General features: G+C 63.4%; 15 protein-coding genes. 10 read left to right on the forward strand and 5 right to left on the reverse strand.

Features of this window, described 5'->3' with window-relative positions:
- Positions 1–26: 26 nt before the first annotated feature.
- A complete protein-coding gene (locus ACZ1JY_RS06235) occupies positions 27–644 on the reverse strand; it encodes a DNA-3-methyladenine glycosylase family protein (RefSeq protein WP_465130708.1) in 618 nt (205 codons plus the stop codon).
- Positions 645–781: 137 nt separating this feature from the next.
- Here ACZ1JY_RS06235 and ACZ1JY_RS06240 point away from each other — a divergent pair, with 137 nt between their 5' ends.
- Both ACZ1JY_RS06240 and ACZ1JY_RS06245 read left to right on the forward strand, forming a co-directional pair.
- Positions 782–1099 (forward strand): 2Fe-2S iron-sulfur cluster-binding protein, encoded by a 318-nt coding sequence (locus tag ACZ1JY_RS06240; protein ID WP_039334168.1) that lies wholly within the window; start codon positions 782–784, stop codon positions 1097–1099.
- 546 nt (positions 1100–1645) lie between these two features.
- The gene (locus tag ACZ1JY_RS06245; RefSeq protein WP_465130709.1) at positions 1646–4684 is read left to right on the forward strand and encodes a TonB-dependent receptor domain-containing protein; all 3039 of its coding nucleotides are present in this window, start codon (positions 1646–1648) and stop codon (positions 4682–4684) included.
- A 139-nt stretch (positions 4685–4823) separates the two neighbouring features.
- On the opposite strand, the gene argC is transcribed toward ACZ1JY_RS06245, so the two are convergent.
- The 3 genes from argC to ACZ1JY_RS06260 form a co-directional block, all read right to left on the reverse strand.
- Positions 4824–5753, reverse strand: a complete 930-nt coding sequence (gene argC / locus ACZ1JY_RS06250) for an N-acetyl-gamma-glutamyl-phosphate reductase (protein ID WP_118073376.1) — start codon at positions 5751–5753, stop codon at positions 4824–4826.
- Positions 5750–6088: an SH3 domain-containing protein gene (locus tag ACZ1JY_RS06255; RefSeq protein WP_465130710.1), complete on the reverse strand. Its 339-nt coding sequence runs from the start codon at positions 6086–6088 to the stop codon at positions 5750–5752. Before ACZ1JY_RS06255 ends, argC begins: the two co-directional genes overlap by 4 nt.
- Positions 6089–6186: 98 nt before the next feature.
- Entirely contained in the window at positions 6187–7569 is a 1383-nt protein-coding gene (locus ACZ1JY_RS06260) for a leucyl aminopeptidase family protein (protein WP_465130711.1), read from the reverse strand.
- A gap of 53 nt (positions 7570–7622) precedes the next feature.
- On the opposite strand from ACZ1JY_RS06260, the gene ACZ1JY_RS06265 reads away from it, so the two are divergent.
- The 6 genes from ACZ1JY_RS06265 to ACZ1JY_RS06290 all read left to right on the forward strand — a co-directional run bounded on the left by ACZ1JY_RS06265 (position 7623) and on the right by ACZ1JY_RS06290 (position 12985).
- Positions 7623–8420: a DUF3298 and DUF4163 domain-containing protein gene (locus ACZ1JY_RS06265; protein ID WP_465130712.1), complete on the forward strand. Its 798-nt coding sequence runs from the start codon at positions 7623–7625 to the stop codon at positions 8418–8420.
- Between the two features lie 54 nt (positions 8421–8474).
- Positions 8475–9305 (forward strand): type I methionyl aminopeptidase, encoded by an 831-nt coding sequence (gene map / locus ACZ1JY_RS06270; RefSeq protein WP_205525156.1) that lies wholly within the window; start codon positions 8475–8477, stop codon positions 9303–9305.
- A 272-nt stretch (positions 9306–9577) separates the two neighbouring features.
- Positions 9578–9916 (forward strand): P-II family nitrogen regulator, encoded by a 339-nt coding sequence (locus tag ACZ1JY_RS06275; RefSeq protein ID WP_039334174.1) that lies wholly within the window; start codon positions 9578–9580, stop codon positions 9914–9916.
- 155 nt (positions 9917–10071) lie between these two features.
- On the forward strand, positions 10072–11481 hold the full coding sequence (gene glnA, locus ACZ1JY_RS06280; RefSeq protein WP_465130713.1) for a type I glutamate--ammonia ligase: 1410 nt from the start codon (positions 10072–10074) through the stop codon (positions 11479–11481).
- Between the two features lie 229 nt (positions 11482–11710).
- The gene (locus ACZ1JY_RS06285) at positions 11711–12196 is read left to right on the forward strand and encodes a CHAP domain-containing protein (RefSeq protein ID WP_118074692.1); all 486 of its coding nucleotides are present in this window, start codon (positions 11711–11713) and stop codon (positions 12194–12196) included.
- Positions 12197–12292: 96 nt separating this feature from the next.
- The gene (locus ACZ1JY_RS06290; protein ID WP_465130714.1) at positions 12293–12985 is read left to right on the forward strand and encodes a tetratricopeptide repeat protein; all 693 of its coding nucleotides are present in this window, start codon (positions 12293–12295) and stop codon (positions 12983–12985) included.
- Here ACZ1JY_RS06290 and ACZ1JY_RS06295 read toward each other — a convergent pair whose 3' ends face one another.
- Positions 12986–15316, reverse strand: coding sequence for a putative bifunctional diguanylate cyclase/phosphodiesterase (locus ACZ1JY_RS06295; RefSeq protein WP_465130715.1), 2331 nt, complete (start codon positions 15314–15316; stop codon positions 12986–12988).
- A 115-nt stretch (positions 15317–15431) separates the two neighbouring features.
- Here ACZ1JY_RS06295 and ACZ1JY_RS06300 point away from each other — a divergent pair, with 115 nt between their 5' ends.
- A complete protein-coding gene (locus ACZ1JY_RS06300; RefSeq protein WP_118073370.1) occupies positions 15432–15578 on the forward strand; it encodes a lmo0937 family membrane protein in 147 nt (48 codons plus the stop codon).
- Positions 15579–15700: 122 nt separating this feature from the next.
- Positions 15701–17125, forward strand: coding sequence for an aldehyde dehydrogenase family protein (locus ACZ1JY_RS06305; RefSeq protein WP_118073369.1), 1425 nt, complete (start codon positions 15701–15703; stop codon positions 17123–17125).
- Positions 17126–17137 lie beyond the last annotated feature (12 nt).

Raw genomic sequence — 17137 nt, forward strand, 5'->3', positions numbered from 1 at the left:
CTGCTCACATTGCTGTCAGCAGGACACTACAGCGCCGGATTGTTATAGCAATGCCAGGTGAAGATCGCCGCTGCACCACGATGCGGGCGCCAGTCCTCGGCCAGAGCGCGCGTTTCCTTCTCGCTCGGCCGGCCCGCCAGGCCCAGCAGCTTGCCAAGGCCGACCTGCACGGCCAGATCGCCCGCAGGCCAGATGTCCGGGCGCCCTTCTGCAAACAGAAGGTAAATCTCGGCTGACCAGCGGCCGATCCCCTTGATCTTGATCAGCTCCGCAATCGCTTCTTCGTCATCTTCGGGCAGCGCATCGAGATCGAGCTCGCCCGACACGACCAGTTCGCACAACGACCGCGCATATCCCTGCTTCTGGCGCGACAGGCCACAGGCACGCAAGGCATCGAAATCAGCGGCAAGCAAGTCGTGCGGGGGAATGTCCTCCCCCAGCAGCGCCTCAAGCTTGTTCCACACCGAAGCGGCAGCCGCCACGCTGACCTGCTGGCCAACGATGGTACGCAGCAAGGTGCCATAGCCGGTCGAGCGGATGCGTGGTTCGGGATAGCCGACCCGCTCTATCGCACCCGCCATGGCAGGGTTGCGTGCGGCGATATGATCGAGACCTTCGCGGATCGCCTCTGCCGTCAGTCCCACCCTAGTTCTCCGCAACAGTGTTTTGGCCGGATCGGCAGTTGCCAAAGCCGAAATGGCGCGATAGCAGCCCCGTCCAAAGGCGAACAGGGGGCGCGGGTCATGCGTTGATGCCCGTCGCCGCATTTGGAGAACAAACGATGCCGAAGATCGTGGTTGTCAATCGTGCGGGTGAAGAGAAGACGGTAGAGGCCGATGCCGGCCTTTCGGTGATGGAAGCCATCCGCGACAACGGGTTCGACGAGTTGCTGGCCCTGTGCGGCGGCTGCTGCTCCTGCGCCACCTGCCACGTCTACATCGACCCTGCCTTTGCCGACAAGGTTGCGCCGATGAGCGAGGACGAGAACGACCTGCTCGACAGCTCGGACCATCGCAACGAAACCTCGCGCCTGTCGTGCCAGGTGCAGATCACCGGCGATCTCGACGGTCTTCGCGTCACGATCGCGCCGGAAGACTGATCTTCCCGGCCATTGCGCCGAAAAAGGGCCCGCCTCCACCCGGAGTGCGGGCCCTTTTCGCGTCTGCCGCCATTGACCGTCGGGCCCGAACGAGGACGAGCTACAAATCCTTCGCGCGCCAGCGGGACCGACAGGACGATTTTTCGGGGAACAAAAGTCGCGCTCGAGCGTGCGGCGAGCCAAATCGGGCTTCGCAGATCTTTCACCATCTCCTGGGCGACAGATCCGGCAGGGAATCATCGTTACGGATGAAATTAAATTACACCACAACCAAAGATAGGGTTCTATATTTCCAAATTGCGACGAAACGTTGCTAAATTGAGATAATCTAAATATTTCAGTGTCTTGTTACATGAACACAACACTAACTAACGTTTAATGTGCGGACTCGGCTTTCCCGTTTGAACGGCGCCCACTGCGTAGTCACACAGACGCATCCTTTCCGCCCATGCTTCCGGCCAACCGCAATCGCGGTGGCGTAGCGGCTGGGTGGTGAGGCCTGCCTCCCGTCATGGGGGCAGACGTTCAGGACAAGAGGACGCCCACGTGAACATCAAGTATCTCTCCGCGCTCCGCTCGGGCGCGACCCCTCTGGCGATGGGCTTTGCGCTTATCTCCACCGCAGCCTTCGCCCAGGATGCGGCCACGACGGCGGCGCCGCAGAGCGTCGATTGCGGCACCACGCCCGACGACCCGAGCTGCGGCGACACCCAGGCGATCGTCGTCACCGGCTCGATCCTGCGCCGCACCGACACCGAGACCGTCTCGCCGGTCACCACGGTCACGCAGGAGAACCTTGACCAGCGCGGCATCTCGACCGTGCAGGAAGGCCTGCAGACGCTCGCCGCTAACAACGGCCCGGCGCTGACCAACTCGTTCACCGCCAACGGCGCGTTCGCGGCTGGTGCCTCGGCAATCTCGCTGCGCGGTCTTTCGACCAACTCGACGCTGGTCCTGTTCGACGGCATGCGTGCCGCCTACTACCCACTGGCCGATGACGGTTCGCGCAACTTCGTCGACCTCAACACGATCCCTGACGATATCGTCGAACGCGTGGAAGTGCTGCGCGATGGCGCTTCGGCGTCCTATGGCGCCGACGCCATTGCCGGTGTGGTCAACATCATCACCAAGCGCGAGTTCAAGGGCGTGCGCGCCCGTGGCGAGGCCGGCCTTTCCGACCGCAACGATGCCGCACAATACCGCCTTTCGCTGACCGCCGGCGTGGGCGACCTGTCCGAGAACGGTTACAACGCCTACGTCTCCGGGTTCTATTACAAGAGCAACAAGCTGATGAACCGGGACCGCCCCTACCCGTTCAACACATCGGACCTTCGCGGCGTCTGCGATGCGGCGGGCAACTGCGGCAACGATGACCGCAACGGCTCGCCCACGTCGGACGACTTCAGCGGTACGCGCGGCGCCTTGCTCGTCCGCCCCTACGATCCGACCAACACGACCGCGCTCGGCCGCTTCCAGTTGCTCAACAACGTGGGCTGCGACAGTGCCTATACGCTTACGCCACAGCAGCTTGAAGACAACGAAGCCGCGCCTTTGCAGACCTGCACGGTCGACCTTACGCGCAATTATGGCGTGATCCAGCCGGACCTCGAACGCTGGGGCATCTCGGGACGAGTCACGGCGGCTCTTACCGACAACATCGAAGGCTATGCCGAGTTCAACTACCTGCAGAGCAGCAGCTCCTACACCGGCCTGCCGGAGCGCGTTGCGCGCAGCGCCAACGCCGGTATCCTGTTCCCGCCGTTCTCGACCGCAACGGGCGCTGGCGCCGTGGCGCCGGGTTCCTTTGCCCTGACCCTGCCGGTCTACGTCTGCGCAGCTGGTGTCGGTGATGCTAGCGGCCTCAACACCGGCTGCAACGCCACCAACGGCACGTTAAATCCGAACAACCCGTTTGCTGCTGCCGGACAGCTTGCGCGCATCCAGGGCCGGTTGCTTGATCAGCCGACCTACGACCAGACCCGCAACCGCGCCTATCGCGGTGCCATCGGCATCAAGGGCGATCTGACCGACAGCATCAATTTCGACTTCGGTGCGACCGCGATGCACAACGACCTGCGCCGGACGCAGGCGGGATACGTCTACATTGCCAATCTGCTGACGGCGATATCGCGTGGCACCTACAACTTCGTCGATCCGACGCAGAACACCCAGGCCCAGAACGATTTCATCCGGCCGACTTCGATCATCAACGCCACATCGGACCAGGTGCAGTTCCAGGGATCGCTGGGCACGGACCTGATGCAGCTTCCCGGTGGACCGCTGCAGCTCGCAGTTGGTGCAGGGGCTCGCTACGAAGCGGTCGATGCGCCTTCGGGCAACCCGGACACTTTCGGACCGACACAGCGCTACCTGACGCTCAACGCGTTCGGTACCAAGGGCAGCCGCTGGGTCTATTCCGGCTTCTTCGAACTGAATGCGCCCGTTGTCGACCAAGTCGAGGTCAACCTTTCGGGCCGCTATGACAAGTATTCGAGCGGCCAGAACGCATTCTCGCCCAAGGCAGGGATCAAGTTCAAGCCGATCGACCAGCTCCTGATCCGTGGCACCTACTCGCGCGGTTTCCGCATTCCGTCGTTCGGCGAAGCCAATGCCCTGCCAACGACGGGCTTCGTCACCAACACGGCAGCCGCCTTCAACGATGCCTACCTCGGCCAGTACGGCTGCACGGTCGCCACGTTCGACGAATGTCCCAGCTACCTGCGGACCGGCTCATACGGCCAGACGACGCTGGCTTCGCCGAACCTCAAGCCTGAACGGTCGCGCAGCTTTACCGCCGGCGTGTTCTTCGAGCCGATCCGCAACCTCAGCTTCTCGGTGGACTACTACAACATCAAGAAGACTGGCGTGATTGCCCAGCCGTCCAACGGACCTGCCTTGCAGGCCTACTACAGCGGACAGGCAATCCCGGCGGGCTATACGGTTATCGCCGACGCGGTGAGCCCGGACTTCCCGAACGCGACCCCGCGCATTGCCTTCATCCAGTCACAGCTGATCAACGCCAATACCCAGAAGGTTTCGGGCCTGGACTTCCAGATCGACGGCCGGGTCAACCTGACCGACAACATCCGATTCACCAGCCATCTCGAAGCCAGCTACATCATCAAGCTGGAATCGGACCTGACGGCGAGCGGTGGCGGTGTCGAGCGCTATGACGGCACGCTCGGCAACTTCAACCTGACGGCAGGTTCGGGTACGCCCAAGTGGCACGGCTATTGGCTGAACGGCTTGCAGTTCGACGACAACCTCGAGATCAACACCACCCTCAACTACTTCGGTGGCTACAATCTCTCGGCAGTTGACCAAGGTACCGGCTACAAGGACTGCGGTCTGAACCCAGGCTACAGCCCCTCGGGCTGCAACGTGCCGCGCTACATCACGTTCGACCTGCAGACGCGCTTCAAGGTCAACGACCGCTTCACGCTGTCGCTCACCGCGCTGAACCTGTTCGACAACATGCCGCCGGTCGATGTCGTGACCTACGGCGCATACCTCTACAACCCGATCCAGGGCGGCCAGGGCATTCTGGGCCGTTACTTCAAGGTTGGTTTCCAGGCTGACTTTTAAAGGTCTGGTGCCACGTGTCCGACTTGGGGGCAGCATCGCAAGATGCTGCCCCTTTTTTCAGCCGTTTGGGTTAGGCGCCCAAACAAAAAACGCCCCCACTTGCGTGGAGGCGTTTTGCGAAGCTATCCGGAATGATCTCCTAGAGGCGCAGTCCCGCCGTTTCGTCGAGGCCCGCCATCAGGTTCAGCGATTGCACCGCAGCGCCGCTGGCGCCCTTGCCCAGGTTATCGAGCACGGCAACGAGCCGGGCCTGTTCGCCGTCGGCACTGCCCATGACGTGAAGCGCAAGTCCGTCCCACGGCTCCATGGCGGCGCGCAGCAGCATTTCGCCGTCGGCAGGAAGCTCCTGCGCCACGGTAACAACCGCCGAGCCATCGTAGAACTGCGTCAGGGCAGCGCGCAGAAGCTCTGCCGGGACGTTGCCGGGCATGACGCCAAGAGGCAGCGGGATTTCGACGACCATGCCGCGATGGGCATTGACCACGGCCGGGCTGAACAGCGGGGCGATGGCCGTGCCGGTGTAGCGCTGCATTTCGGGGATGTGCTTGTGGCCGAAGGTCAGTCCATAGCCGCGCCAGGCGATGTCGGTGTCCTGCTCGAACCGGCCGATTAGCGCCTTGCCGCCGCCGGAGTAACCCGTGACCGCGTTGCAGCTGTAGGGCCATGCGGCGGGCAGGAGGCCATTGTGGACGAGCGGCGCCAGCAGGCCGATGAAGCCGGTCGGATAGCAGCCAGGGTTCGACACGCGCTTGGCTTCCGCAACCGTCTCGCGCCCGACGATCTCGGGAAAACCGTAGGTCCAGCCCTCGGCCACGCGGTGTGCGGTCGAAGCGTCGATCACCTTGGTGCGATCATTGCGGATCATCGCCACGGCATCGCGCGCAGCGTCATCGGGCAGGCACAGGATCACCACGTCGGCATCATTGATCGCCTCGGCGCGCGCGGCATCGTCCTTGCGGCGCGCATCGTCGAGCGCAATCAGGGTGAATTCGCTGCGGCCCGCAAGCCGCTCGGCGATTTCGAGGCCAGTGGTGCCGGCGGCCCCGTCGATGAAGACTGACGTGGTCATGCGGAAGCCTCCAACTGGCTCATCTCGACATAGCCGACGAGCAGATCGGATCGGGCCTGCCCCCAGGCCCAGCCGCCTGCCATGTCGAGAACGTCGAACACTTCGCCGGCCGCCAGCGCGCGCAGTTCCGCCGAATCCTGCTTGCCCGCCGCGCGAAGCACCGTTTCGGCCTTCACGCCATGCGCCATCGGCACCGCGTAATGCGGCACGAAGTATTTTCCGGCGAGACCGATATGCGCAAGATCGCCGCGCACGGGCAGGTGCGGCTTGTCCGAACGATCAGCCGCTCGCGAAAGCTGGAGCTGGCCGGTGGGCAGTTCGGTGGAAAGAGGCATGGCTTCGACGGTCAATTCACGGTGTCCCCGCAGCAGGAAAGCCGGGCGATTAGCGGCGCCCGCGTCATCAGGCAAGCTATGGTGCACTTGTCCGCCCCTCAGCCGTAGCGTGCCTTGAGCAGGCCCCACGCCGCACGCAGGCCCAGGGCATCGCCACCCTTGGGTCGGCCGGGCTTTCCAACAGGGCGCCAGGCGAAAGTATCGAAGTGCACCCAGTCGATCCCCTCGCCGACAAACCGGTCAAGAAACAGCGCGGCAACACTGGCGCCGGCAAATCCGTTGGCCGGCGAATTCTGCAGGTCGGCGACGTCGGACTTGAGGTACTCGCGGTAGCCTTCGTGCAGGGGGAGTTGCCAGCAGGGGTCGTCGAGTTGCCGTCCTGCCTCGAGGAGTTGGGTGGCAGTTGGAGATTGCCGCGCGAACATCGCCGGGAGGTCCGGCCCCAGCGCAACGCGTGCCGCGCCGGTCAATGTGGCGAAGTCTATGACGAGTTCCGGCTTCATTTCCGTCGCGCGGGTCAGCGCGTCGCCCAGTACCAGCCGCCCCTCGGCGTCGGTGTTGGTGATCTCGACCGAGAGCCCGGCACGCGACCGGAGGATGTCGCCCGGCCGGAACGCGTTGCCGGAGATCGCGTTTTCAACCGCAGGAACAAGCACGTGCAGCCGGACCTTCAAGCCCATCGTCATGATCAGACCGGCCAGCGCCAGCGCATGCGCCGCCCCGCCCATGTCCTTCTTCATCAGCGCCATCCCCGAGGAAGGCTTGATATCGAGCCCGCCCGAATCGAAGCACACGCCTTTCCCCACGATCGCAACGCGCGGGTGCTTTGCATCGCCCCACGTCATCTCGATCAGGCGCGGGGCGTGGCTGCGCGCGGCGGCACGGCCGACGGCGTGGACCATCGGGTAGTCATGCTCGAGCGCATCGCCCGAGACGACGTGAACCTCCGCGTGATGACACTTGGCGAGCGCGCGCGCCTCGGCTTCAAGCTGAAGCGGCCCCATGTCCTCGGCGGGGGTATTGACGAGATCGCGGACCATGAGGACGGCAGTTGCCTCAGCGATCGCAGGTTCGATCAGCGCCACGTCCTTGGTCAGCAGGATGCGCGGTTCGGCGTCCTTGGCGTCCTTGCGGTAGCGGTCGAAGCGGTACTGGCCGGTGATCCAGCCGTGAAGCGCCTTCCCGGGCTCCCCGCCTGCGCGGCGATAGGTGCCGCCGGGGAGCACGTCGGCAAGCTTGGCCATGCACCACGACGACAGGTCATTGACATTGGCAACGCCCGCCACGGCGAACCAGCTATCGCCATCGGGGACGATAGCGTGTTCGTAGCCGCCGCCTTCGAACTTCTGCGCGGAAAGGGCCGCGCGCTGGCCTGCGTTAAGCCCCTTGAGGAAGTCGGCAAGGGTAGCCTTGTCGACGAGGTGGAGCGCCGTTGCCGGTTGGCCGCGATCGGGCTGGATCAGTGCTTGTCTGTCGGTCATCTTGGCCAAGGTCATGCCGCATGGCGTGGCGCGTTGCGAGAGGAATTTGCCTGATGCGAGTGCTGTTGCTGACCCCGCTGGCGCTGCTGGCCGCCTGTTCGGCAGAGAAAGCCCCTGCCCCGGCGCCGAGCACTGAGGCGGCCGTCGCCGCGCCGATGCCGCCGCAGCCGCCTGCACAGACGCCAGTTACCGCGCGCGAGGTGCACGAGGAGAACAACCTCTATGTGTTCGACTACTCCTATCCGGCAAGCGCAGGGGCGGTCCCGGCCCTGAAGGCCTTGCTGGACGGCGAACTCGACGAAGCGCGCACGCGACTGAAGGCCGAGGCGCAGGAGGGTCGCAAGGCGGCGACCGAAGGCGGCTTTCCGTTCCGCCCCTACAGCCATAGCGTGAAGTGGGAAGTGGTGACGGACCTGCCGGCGTGGCTGAGCATGTCGACCCTGGTGGGCTTCGATTCAGGCGGAGCGCATCCCAACTATGTGTTCGACGCGCTGCTTTGGGACCGGATTGCAGCCAAGCGGCGAGCGGCGGTGGAGCTGTTCACTTCCAAGGCAGCGCTGGCCGCTGCCCTGCGCGAGCCGTTCTGCAAGGACCTTGATCGCCAGCGTGCGAAGAAGCGCGGGGGACAGGATGGGGGCTTGCCCGAGTTCGAAGAGTGCATTGATCCGACCGAACAGACGGTGATCCTCGGCTCGTCCAACGGCAAGGCGTTCAACCGCATCGGCATTCTGATCGCGCCCTACGCGGCAGGTCCCTATGCCGAAGGGGATTACGAGGTCACGTTGCCGGTGACGCAGAAGGTGCTTGATGCGGTTCGGCCCGAATTCAAGGCCGCCTTCGTCGCGGGATGAAATGGCCTCTGCGAGCACCTCGCAATTTGCCGGCATTGTCGCTACATGGGTGGCATGACCGAATATCTGACTGTTGAAGACCACGACGTCCTGCTGCGCGACGGCACGATCAAGCTTCATGGGCCTGCGGGCTTCGAAGGGATGCGCAAGGCTGGCCGCCTCGCCGCCGAGATCCTCGATGCACTGGCCCCGCTGGTCGTGCCCGGCGTGCGGACCGACCATCTTGACGACGTGGTCCGGCAGATGACTCTGGATGGCGGCGCCGTCCCGGCAACGCTGGGCTATCGCGGCTATACCCATTCGTGCTGCATTTCGATCAACCACGTCGTCTGCCACGGCATTCCTTCGGAAAAGACGCTCAAGGACGGGGACATCGTCAACATCGACGTCACGCCGCTGCTCGATGGCTGGCACGGCGACACGAGCAGAATGTACCTCGTCGGCGACGTGCCGTTGAAGGCAAAGCGCCTGGTCGACGTGACTTATGAGTGCCTGATGATCGGGATCGAGCAGGCCAAGCCGGGTGCGCGGCTCGGCGACATTGGCGCGGCGATCCAGGCCCATGCCGAAAAGCAGCGCTATGGCGTGGTGCGCGAGTTTTGCGGCCATGGTCTGGGCCGCCTGTTCCACGATGCGCCCGAAGTGGTCCACGCCGCGCGCGCCGGAACCGGGCCGGAACTCAAGCCGGGCATGTTCTTCACGATCGAACCGATGATCAACCTCGGCAAACCCGGTGTGAAGATCCTCGACGATGGCTGGACGGCCGTCACGCGCGACCGCTCGCTCTCGGCGCAGTTCGAACATTCGATCGGCATCACCGAGGATGGTTGCGAGATCTTCACCGCAAGTCCGAAGGCTCTGGACAAGCCGCCCTACGCAGCGTGATCATATCAGGTCTGCCTAAAAATAAGGCAGCGCATGCGCAAAATTTGTGCATGATTTGAACAAGCTCACGCAATCTTGCGTATGGAAGCCTTGCGCATTCGATTCAAATCTTGCCGAGCCCCTGATTTTACGGCTTTCGCGTTGCAGCGCGATGGCCTAGTGCTTGCCCTCAGCGCGTGGCACGATTCTTGTAACGTCGTTGCCACACACGGGATGAATTGCCGAAACGCCGCCCTTGGCGCTTCGGCCCGCGTTGCAGGGGTCTGAACGACGTGAAAAAGGTCGAAGCGATCATCAAGCCCTTCAAGCTCGATGAAGTGAAGGAAGCGCTGCACGAGATCGGCGTATCGGGTATTACCGTTACCGAGGCCAAGGGCTTTGGTCGCCAGAAGGGCCACACCGAACTCTATCGCGGCGCTGAATATGTCGTCGACTTCCTGCCCAAGGTGAAGCTCGAGGTCGTCGTGGGCGACGCACTGGTTGACCGCGTGGTCGAAGCGATCGCCGCCGCAGCGCAGACCGGCCGCATCGGCGATGGCAAGATCTTCGTGATCCCGATCGAGAGCGCCCTGCGCATCCGCACCGGTGAGCGCAACGACGACGCGATCTGATTACAACACCAGGACAAGTTTGATGCCGCGACGGGCCTGACCCGCCGGGCAGCATAGCGGGGGTGGGCCTGTGGACGGGCAAGCCTCCAGACGACAACCACCCCAGATACCCTCCGGAGCTCTCCACCGGAGGCAATGAAGAAGAAGGACCAGCGATGGCAACTGCAAAGGACATCCTCGCCCGCATCAAGGACGAGGAAATCGAATGGGTCGACCTGCGCTTCACTGACCCGAAGGGCAAGTGGCAGCACCTGACCATGGTCTCGACCGTTCTCGGCGAAGACGAACTGGAAGACGGCCTGATGTTCGACGGTTCGTCGATCGAAGGCTGGAAGGCCATCAACGAGTCGGACATGATCCTCAAGCCCGACCTCGACTCGGTCTATGTCGATCCGTTCTCGGCCTCGCCGATGCTGATCATCTGCTGCGACATCGTTGAACCGTCGACCGGCGAACTCTACGCCCGCGACCCGCGTTCGACCGCCAAGCGCGCAGAAGCCTTCGTCAAGTCGGCCGGTTTCGGTGACACCGTCTACGTCGGTCCGGAAGCCGAGTTCTTCCTGTTCGACGACGTGAAGTTCTATGACGGCTATGACGGCAACGGCTTTAAGATCGACGACATCGAGCTGCCGACCAACTCGGCCAAGGACTACGAAGGCGGCAACCTCGGCCACCGTCCGCGCGCCAAGGGCGGCTACTTCCCGGTCGCTCCGGTCGACAGCTGCGTCGACATCCGCGGCGAGATGGTCCGCACGATGATCGAAATGGGCCTGCCCTGCGACAAGCACCACCACGAAGTGGCTTCGGCGCAGCACGAACTCGGCCTGACCTTCGGCACGCTGGTGCAGACGGCTGACCGCATGCAGGTCTACAAGTACGTCGTGCAGCAGGTCGCCCATGCCTATGGCAAGACCGCCACGTTCATGCCGAAGCCGATCAAGACCGACAACGGTTCGGGCATGCACACCCACATTTCGATCTGGGACGGTGGCAAGCCGCTGTTCGCAGGCAACGGCTATGCCGGCCTGTCGGAAATGTGCCTGTACTTCATCGGCGGCGTGATCAAGCACGCCAAGGCGCTCAACGCCTTCACCAACCCGACCACCAACAGCTACAAGCGCCTGGTGCCGGGCTATGAGGCCCCCGTGCTGCTGGCCTACTCGGCCCGCAACCGTTCGGCCTCGTGCCGCATCCCTTACGGCGCTGGCGCCAAGGCGAAGCGCGTCGAGTTCCGCTTCCCCGACGCGATGGCCAACCCCTACCTGTGCTATGCAGCGCTGCTGATGGCTGGCCTCGACGGGATCAAGAACAAGATCCACCCGGGCGAAGCCATGGACAAGAACCTGTACGACCTGCCGCCGGCAGAACTCGCCCAGGTCCCGACCGTTTGCGGCTCGCTCCGCGAAGCGCTGGAAAGCCTCGAAGCCGATTACGACTTCCTGCTCCAGGGTGGCGTGTTCACCAAGGACCAGATCGAAGCCTACATCGAACTGAAGTGGCCGGAAGTGATGCGTTGGGAAACCACGCCGTCGGCCGTCGAGTTCGACATGTACTACTCGCTCTGATCCCACGGATCAGCGAGAAGCCGAAAGGGGCGTCCGGGAAACCGGGCGCCCTTTTCGTTTTGCCCTTTTGGTTTTGATGGCCGCCTGCAGCGGGAAACGCCCGAGATTGTGATTTTATCCACAGGCGCCGGAGGTTTTGCGACGAAGCGAGACGAGCTGTGATTGCCGCAGGATGAACGGAGGGCGCCAAGACTCCTCGAATCCCCCGAAATCCTTAGTGATGCTGCCCATGATAAAGAACGCGGTCGCAGCATTCCTGGCATTCTTCGCAGTCGTCGCCCTGCCGACCGCTGCCCAGGCCCGCCTTCAGTGCGTGACCTACGCCCGCCAGATTTCGGACGTCCAGATCAGCGGCAACGCCCGTGACTGGTGGAACAACGCCGCAGGCACCTACGAACGCGGCCAGCAGCCGAAGGCAGGCGCCGTCCTCGCCTTCAACGGTACGCGCGCGATGCCCTATGGCCACGTCGCCGTCGTCCGCAAGGTGGTTGACGATCGCCACATCCTGATCGACCACGCCAACTGGTCGGGCCCGGGCATGGTCGAAAAGGGCGTGATGGCGGTTGACGTTTCAGCCGCTGGCGACTGGAGCGAAGTGCGCGTGTGGTACGCGCCGACCAAGTCGGTCGGCCTGCGTGCCAGCCCGGCCCACGGCTTCATCTATCCCCGCACCATGACGGCGGACGCTTCGGGCGCCACTTCGGCCAAGGGCTGAAGCCGCGCTAGCCGCAACTTTGCCACCGACAAGGCGGCAATTGCATTTGCAAGTCACGCGGCGGGCCTGCACTCTTCCCTGAAAGGAGAGCTGCCCATGCCGTTCCGCCATACCATTATCGCCTCGGCACTTTGCCTCATCGCGACGCCAGCAGCAGCTGCCGATCCGATGACCGACGCGCAGGTAGAGGAGCTTTCCGCGGCGATTTTCAACGACATCATCGCCGGCAAGCCCGCGGTGGCGATCGACAAGGCCAACCAGCTGATTGCTGCGTTCAACGTCCGCCAGGCAAAGCGCGCACTCGCGTGTGCAGAATCGCACGAGCAGGCCGAAGCGCTGGCGAAGAAGAACGATGCCGAAGTGACGATGGAGCTGACGATCGTCGGCCCGGCATGGTGCGACGGATACTTCTACAAGGGCTATGCGCTGATCGATCTTGGCCGTGGGCGCGAAGCGCTGCCGTGGCTGCAACTGGCGCATGACCGAGCCCCGCTCAACGCGCACTACACCAACGAACTCGCGGAATGGTTCAAGGCGCAGCGCGATTGGAAGCGTTCGTTCGGACTGTTCGAAGAAGCGCTGAAATCAGCCGACACCGCACCGGAGGGCCAGCGCGCGCCATACAAGGCGCGGGCACTGCGTGGCATGGGCTTCAACAAGATCGAGATGGGCCAGCTCGACGATGCCGAAAAGCTGTTCAACGAGTCCCTGACCTACCAGCCCGACAGCCCGGCGGCAGCCAACGAGCTCAAGTACATCAAGCAGATGCGCGGCGAGCCCAATACCTGATCAGGCAGTACGGCGGTTTTCCATTGCTGCTGGCTCCAGCAGGGCGCGCGCTTCCTCCAGCGGCATGGCCTGCCAGAACAGGTGGCCCTGGATCATCTGGCAACCGGCCGCCTGAACCAGCGCGCGCTGCATCGGCGTTTCGACGCCTTCGGCCACGACTTTCATGCGCAAGGTGTGCCCCAGAGAAACGATCGCGCGCAGGATCGAGTGCGCATCAAGATCGGCTTCGATGTTCTGCACGAACGAACGATCGATCTTGATCCGGTCAAACTGGAACGAGCGGAGGTAACTGAGCGACGAGTAGCCGATCCCGAAGTCATCGAGGGCGATGCGGAAGCCGCGATACTTCAACCCTTTGAGCACGTCGACCACATGCTCGCTGCGATCCAGCATGACCCCTTCGGTGACTTCGAGCACGAACCGGCGCGGATCGGCCCCGGTTTCGCGGACCAGTCGGTCGATCTCCGGCAGGAAATCGCTCGCCATGATCTGCAGCGGCGACAAGTTCACCGAGATGTCGCAATCCGGCCAGTCGCGGCAATCCTCGAAGACCCGGCGCAGGACCCATTGCCCCAGCGGCATCATCAGACCCGCCTGCTCGGCAATCGGCACGAACAGTCCCGGACGGATCGGTCCGCGCTCGGGATGCGACCAGCGCAGCAGCGCCTCGAAGCCCTCCACTGCACCATCCGTGGCGTTCACGATCGGTTGATAGGCCAGCGCCAGTTCATCGCGATTGATCGCGCGACGCAGCTCCATCTCCATGTCGCGCCGCAGCTTGACCGAAGCATCCATGTCGCGCGTGAACCTGCGGTAGCGCGCCCGGCCCCGCTGCTTTGCCCGATAGAGCGCGATGTCGGCACGGCGCAGCAACTCGCCGGGATCCTCGCTCTGCTCCGGCCCCCAGCTTATCCCGCAGGACAGGCTGACTTCGAGATTGTTGCCCGAAATCACGAACGGTTCGAGGGCCAGCGCCATCAATTGCCGCCCGAGCATGTCGGCTGCGGCGCGCCCGCCCGTGGAGCGCCGCAACAGCACGAATTCGTCGCCCCCGAAGCGGGACAGGAAATCGCCCGGTGGAAGCGAACGGCGCAAGCGCAGGGCCACCTGCCGCACCAGCTCATCGCCGACATGGTGGCCAAGCGTATCATTCACGACCTTGAAGCGGTCGATATCCAGATAGGCGATGAAAACGTCGCCCAGTTCCGGCCGCTCGATACAGGCCGACAGTTCCTGTCGCAGCCGCTGCATGAAATGGGCGCGATTCGGCAGTCCCGACATCGCATCGTGCAAGGCGTTGTGCTGCGCCTGCGCTTCACTGGCAATGAGTTCGCTGGTCGTCCGCCGCATCCGGCGCACGATGATCGCGCCGCCGGCCACGACACCCATGAAGAACAGGATATAGACTGCAAGCAGCGGAGCCGTCTGGCGCAGGATCGCCGGCCCCGGGGGCTTTGCGATCCACGAAAACCATCCGATGCTCTCGCCCTCCAGGTTCGTGACTTCGAGCGAGTTGCGCTTGGCGTCCTCATCCGGTGCCTGGTCGAACCGGACATCGTCGAGCAACAGCGCCGATTGGAGATCGGCAATCATGCGCGCATCGACCTGGCGCACAAGGACAATGTAATCCGGGGGACCCTTGAGCAACGAGGCCGTCACGTCCGGCACTATCGAGGCTACCGCTATAAGTGCGGGCTGCTTGTCAAAATTGTCCATCGAAGCTGCGGCGCGGCCGATCGGCAGGCCCTTGTCAGTGTACGGCCAGCGTACATCGCCCAACTGCCGCCATTCGCCGACTTTCTCTGATCCCGGATCGTCCTTCAGGGATTGTCCGATCAAGCCTGCAACCTTTGACCCGATCTGTTGGTAGCGGCAGTCTTGCGTGATCTTGCCGGCCTTCCAGCAGCGCACCAGCGTGCCGTCGAACCTGACATGGTAAATCCGGTCGATGCGATGGCTGCCCCAGAAGTAGCCCGCCAGGTAGTTGCGCGCCCAAGCCTCGGCGTCGGGCGAGTTGAGCTTTACAACGGCCTCGTCCCACATGATCTGAAGCCGATCGGCTTCCATGATCTGGCGCTCGCTCCGCTCGATAAAGCGATGGACCAGCCGCTGCTCTTCCTGGCGGGTGAAAACATCGGCAATGTTGGTCGAATTGACGAAAGCCGCAACCAGCGCGGTTGTCAGCGCGACAAGCGCGAGAAAAGTGCCCACGACGATCCATACGGCGCCGCGTGCCCCGGTGTGGCGATGCCGCGGCGCGGCGCGACTGAGGGTAGGTCCCGTCCCCATCCGACCTTCTCTAGAGGCCGCTTCCGAAGAAATCGTTATCAATCCGGAAGTTCGTTCTCGTAGACGCCATCGGAAGCGCTATTCGGAACCCGGCGCGAATTGGCGGGTTGGGATATCAGGCGGGCGCGGGCGGGAGGAACGCAGCGGAGATCGTCACATGCTTCTCACCCTTGCCTTGATTCTCTTTGTCCTTTGGGCGCTTGGCGTGTTCGCCTTCAAGGTTACCGCAGCCTTCATTCATGTCGTCCTGGTCATCGCCATCCTGATCGGGCTGGTCCACCTCTTTCGCGGGCGCAGGATTTGACGCGGCAATTTGACATGATCCGGCAGGCCTGACCGGTTGCGGAATGCAACGCACGCACCTACTTTTCCGAAGGCAAAGGGCCGGACGATCGCTTCGGCCCGCTCACTTCGGGAGAGACGGCAATGCGCGAGAGGCTGCAGCACTACATCGATGGCAAATGGGTCGACAGCGAAGGTGGCACGCGCCACGAAGTGATCAACCCGGCAACCGAAGAGCCGATTTGCGCAATCACGCTCGGGACGCAGGCCGATGTCGACAAGGCAGTGGCCGCTGCACAGCGTGCGTTCAAGACCTTCAGCAAGACCACGCGTGAAGAGCGCCTTGCCCTGATGGATCGCATTGTCGCCGAGTTCAAGAAGCGCGCACCCGAGCTTGCTGTCGCAATGGCCGAGGAAATGGGCGCTCCGGTCAGCTTCGCCGGCACGGCACAGGTCGGCGCGGGAATCGGCGGATTTCTGGGCACGATGGCTGCGCTCAAGAACTTCAACTTCATGGAAGACAACGGCGCCTACAAGGTCGCTTACGAGCCGATCGGCGTTGTCGGCATGATCACCCCGTGGAACTGGCCGCTCAATCAGATCGCGCTGAAGGTTGCACCTGCGCTGGCGGCAGGCAACACGATGATTCTGAAGCCTTCCGAAGAGTGCCCCACCAATGCGGCCATCTTTGCCGAGATCCTTGACGCGGCAGGCGTTCCGCCCGGCGTCTTCAACCTCATTCAGGGCGATGGGCCGGGCGTAGGCACGGCAATCAGTTCGCACCCCGGTATCGACATGGTCAGCTTCACGGGTTCCACCCGCGCCGGCATTCTCGTCGCCAAGGCAGCCGCTGACACGGTCAAGCGCGTGCATCAGGAGCTTGGCGGCAAGTCGCCCAACCTCGTCCTGCCCGACGCCGATTTTGCCAAGTATCTCCCGTCGACCGCTTCGGGCCCGTTGGTCAACACCGGCCAGTCGTGCATCTCGCCAACCCGCATCCTTGTGCCCAAGGAGCGCGAGGCCGAAGCCGCAGCGTTCGTTTCGGCGATGTATTCCGCAACGCCAGTCGGCGATCCGCTGCAGGAAGGCCAGCACCTTGGCCCGGTGGTGAACAAGGCGCAGTTCGACAAGATCCGCGGGCTGATCCAGTCCGCCATCGACGAAGGCGCGAAGCTCGAGACCGGTGGGCCCGACCTGCCTGCGAACGTCAACCGTGGCTACTACATCAAGCCGACCGTGTTCTCCGGCGTCACGCCGGACATGCGCATCGCGCAGGAGGAGATCTTCGGCCCCGTTGCCACGATCATGACCTACGACGATCTCGAACAGGCCATCGAGATTGCCAATGACACCGCCTATGGCCTTTCGGCCTGCATCACCGGTGACCCGGCCAAGGCGGCGGAAGTGGCCCCTGCCCTGCGCGCCGGCATGGTCGCGATCAACAACTGGGGTCCGACGCCGGGCGCTCCGTTCGGCGGCTACAAGCAGTCGGGCAATGGCCGCGAAGGTGGCCTCTACGGCCTGAAGGACTTCATGGAAATGAAGGCGATCAGCGGTTTGCCGGCCTGATCCACCACAATA

Source organism: Novosphingobium sp. BL-A-41-Hi4B-X5A, from assembly GCF_055521705.1.

What these genes read in the sequence shown, in the direction of transcription:
- ACZ1JY_RS06260 (WP_465130711.1), bottom strand. Translation starts at nt 7,569, where the DNA reads ATGACCGACAGACAAGCACTGATCCAGCCCGATCGCGGCCAACCGGCA.
- ACZ1JY_RS06285 (WP_118074692.1), top strand. Translation starts at nt 11,711, where the DNA reads ATGATAAAGAACGCGGTCGCAGCATTCCTGGCATTCTTCGCAGTCGTC.
- ACZ1JY_RS06290 (WP_465130714.1), top strand. Translation starts at nt 12,293, where the DNA reads ATGCCGTTCCGCCATACCATTATCGCCTCGGCACTTTGCCTCATCGCG.
- ACZ1JY_RS06305 (WP_118073369.1), top strand. Translation starts at nt 15,701, where the DNA reads ATGCGCGAGAGGCTGCAGCACTACATCGATGGCAAATGGGTCGACAGC.
- ACZ1JY_RS06240 (WP_039334168.1), top strand. Translation starts at nt 782, where the DNA reads ATGCCGAAGATCGTGGTTGTCAATCGTGCGGGTGAAGAGAAGACGGTA.
- glnA (WP_465130713.1), top strand. Translation starts at nt 10,072, where the DNA reads ATGGCAACTGCAAAGGACATCCTCGCCCGCATCAAGGACGAGGAAATC.
- ACZ1JY_RS06300 (WP_118073370.1), top strand. Translation starts at nt 15,432, where the DNA reads ATGCTTCTCACCCTTGCCTTGATTCTCTTTGTCCTTTGGGCGCTTGGC.
- argC (WP_118073376.1), bottom strand. Translation starts at nt 5,753, where the DNA reads ATGACCACGTCAGTCTTCATCGACGGGGCCGCCGGCACCACTGGCCTC.
- map (WP_205525156.1), top strand. Translation starts at nt 8,475, where the DNA reads ATGACCGAATATCTGACTGTTGAAGACCACGACGTCCTGCTGCGCGAC.
- ACZ1JY_RS06265 (WP_465130712.1), top strand. Translation starts at nt 7,623, where the DNA reads ATGCGAGTGCTGTTGCTGACCCCGCTGGCGCTGCTGGCCGCCTGTTCG.
- ACZ1JY_RS06255 (WP_465130710.1), bottom strand. Translation starts at nt 6,088, where the DNA reads ATGCCTCTTTCCACCGAACTGCCCACCGGCCAGCTCCAGCTTTCGCGA.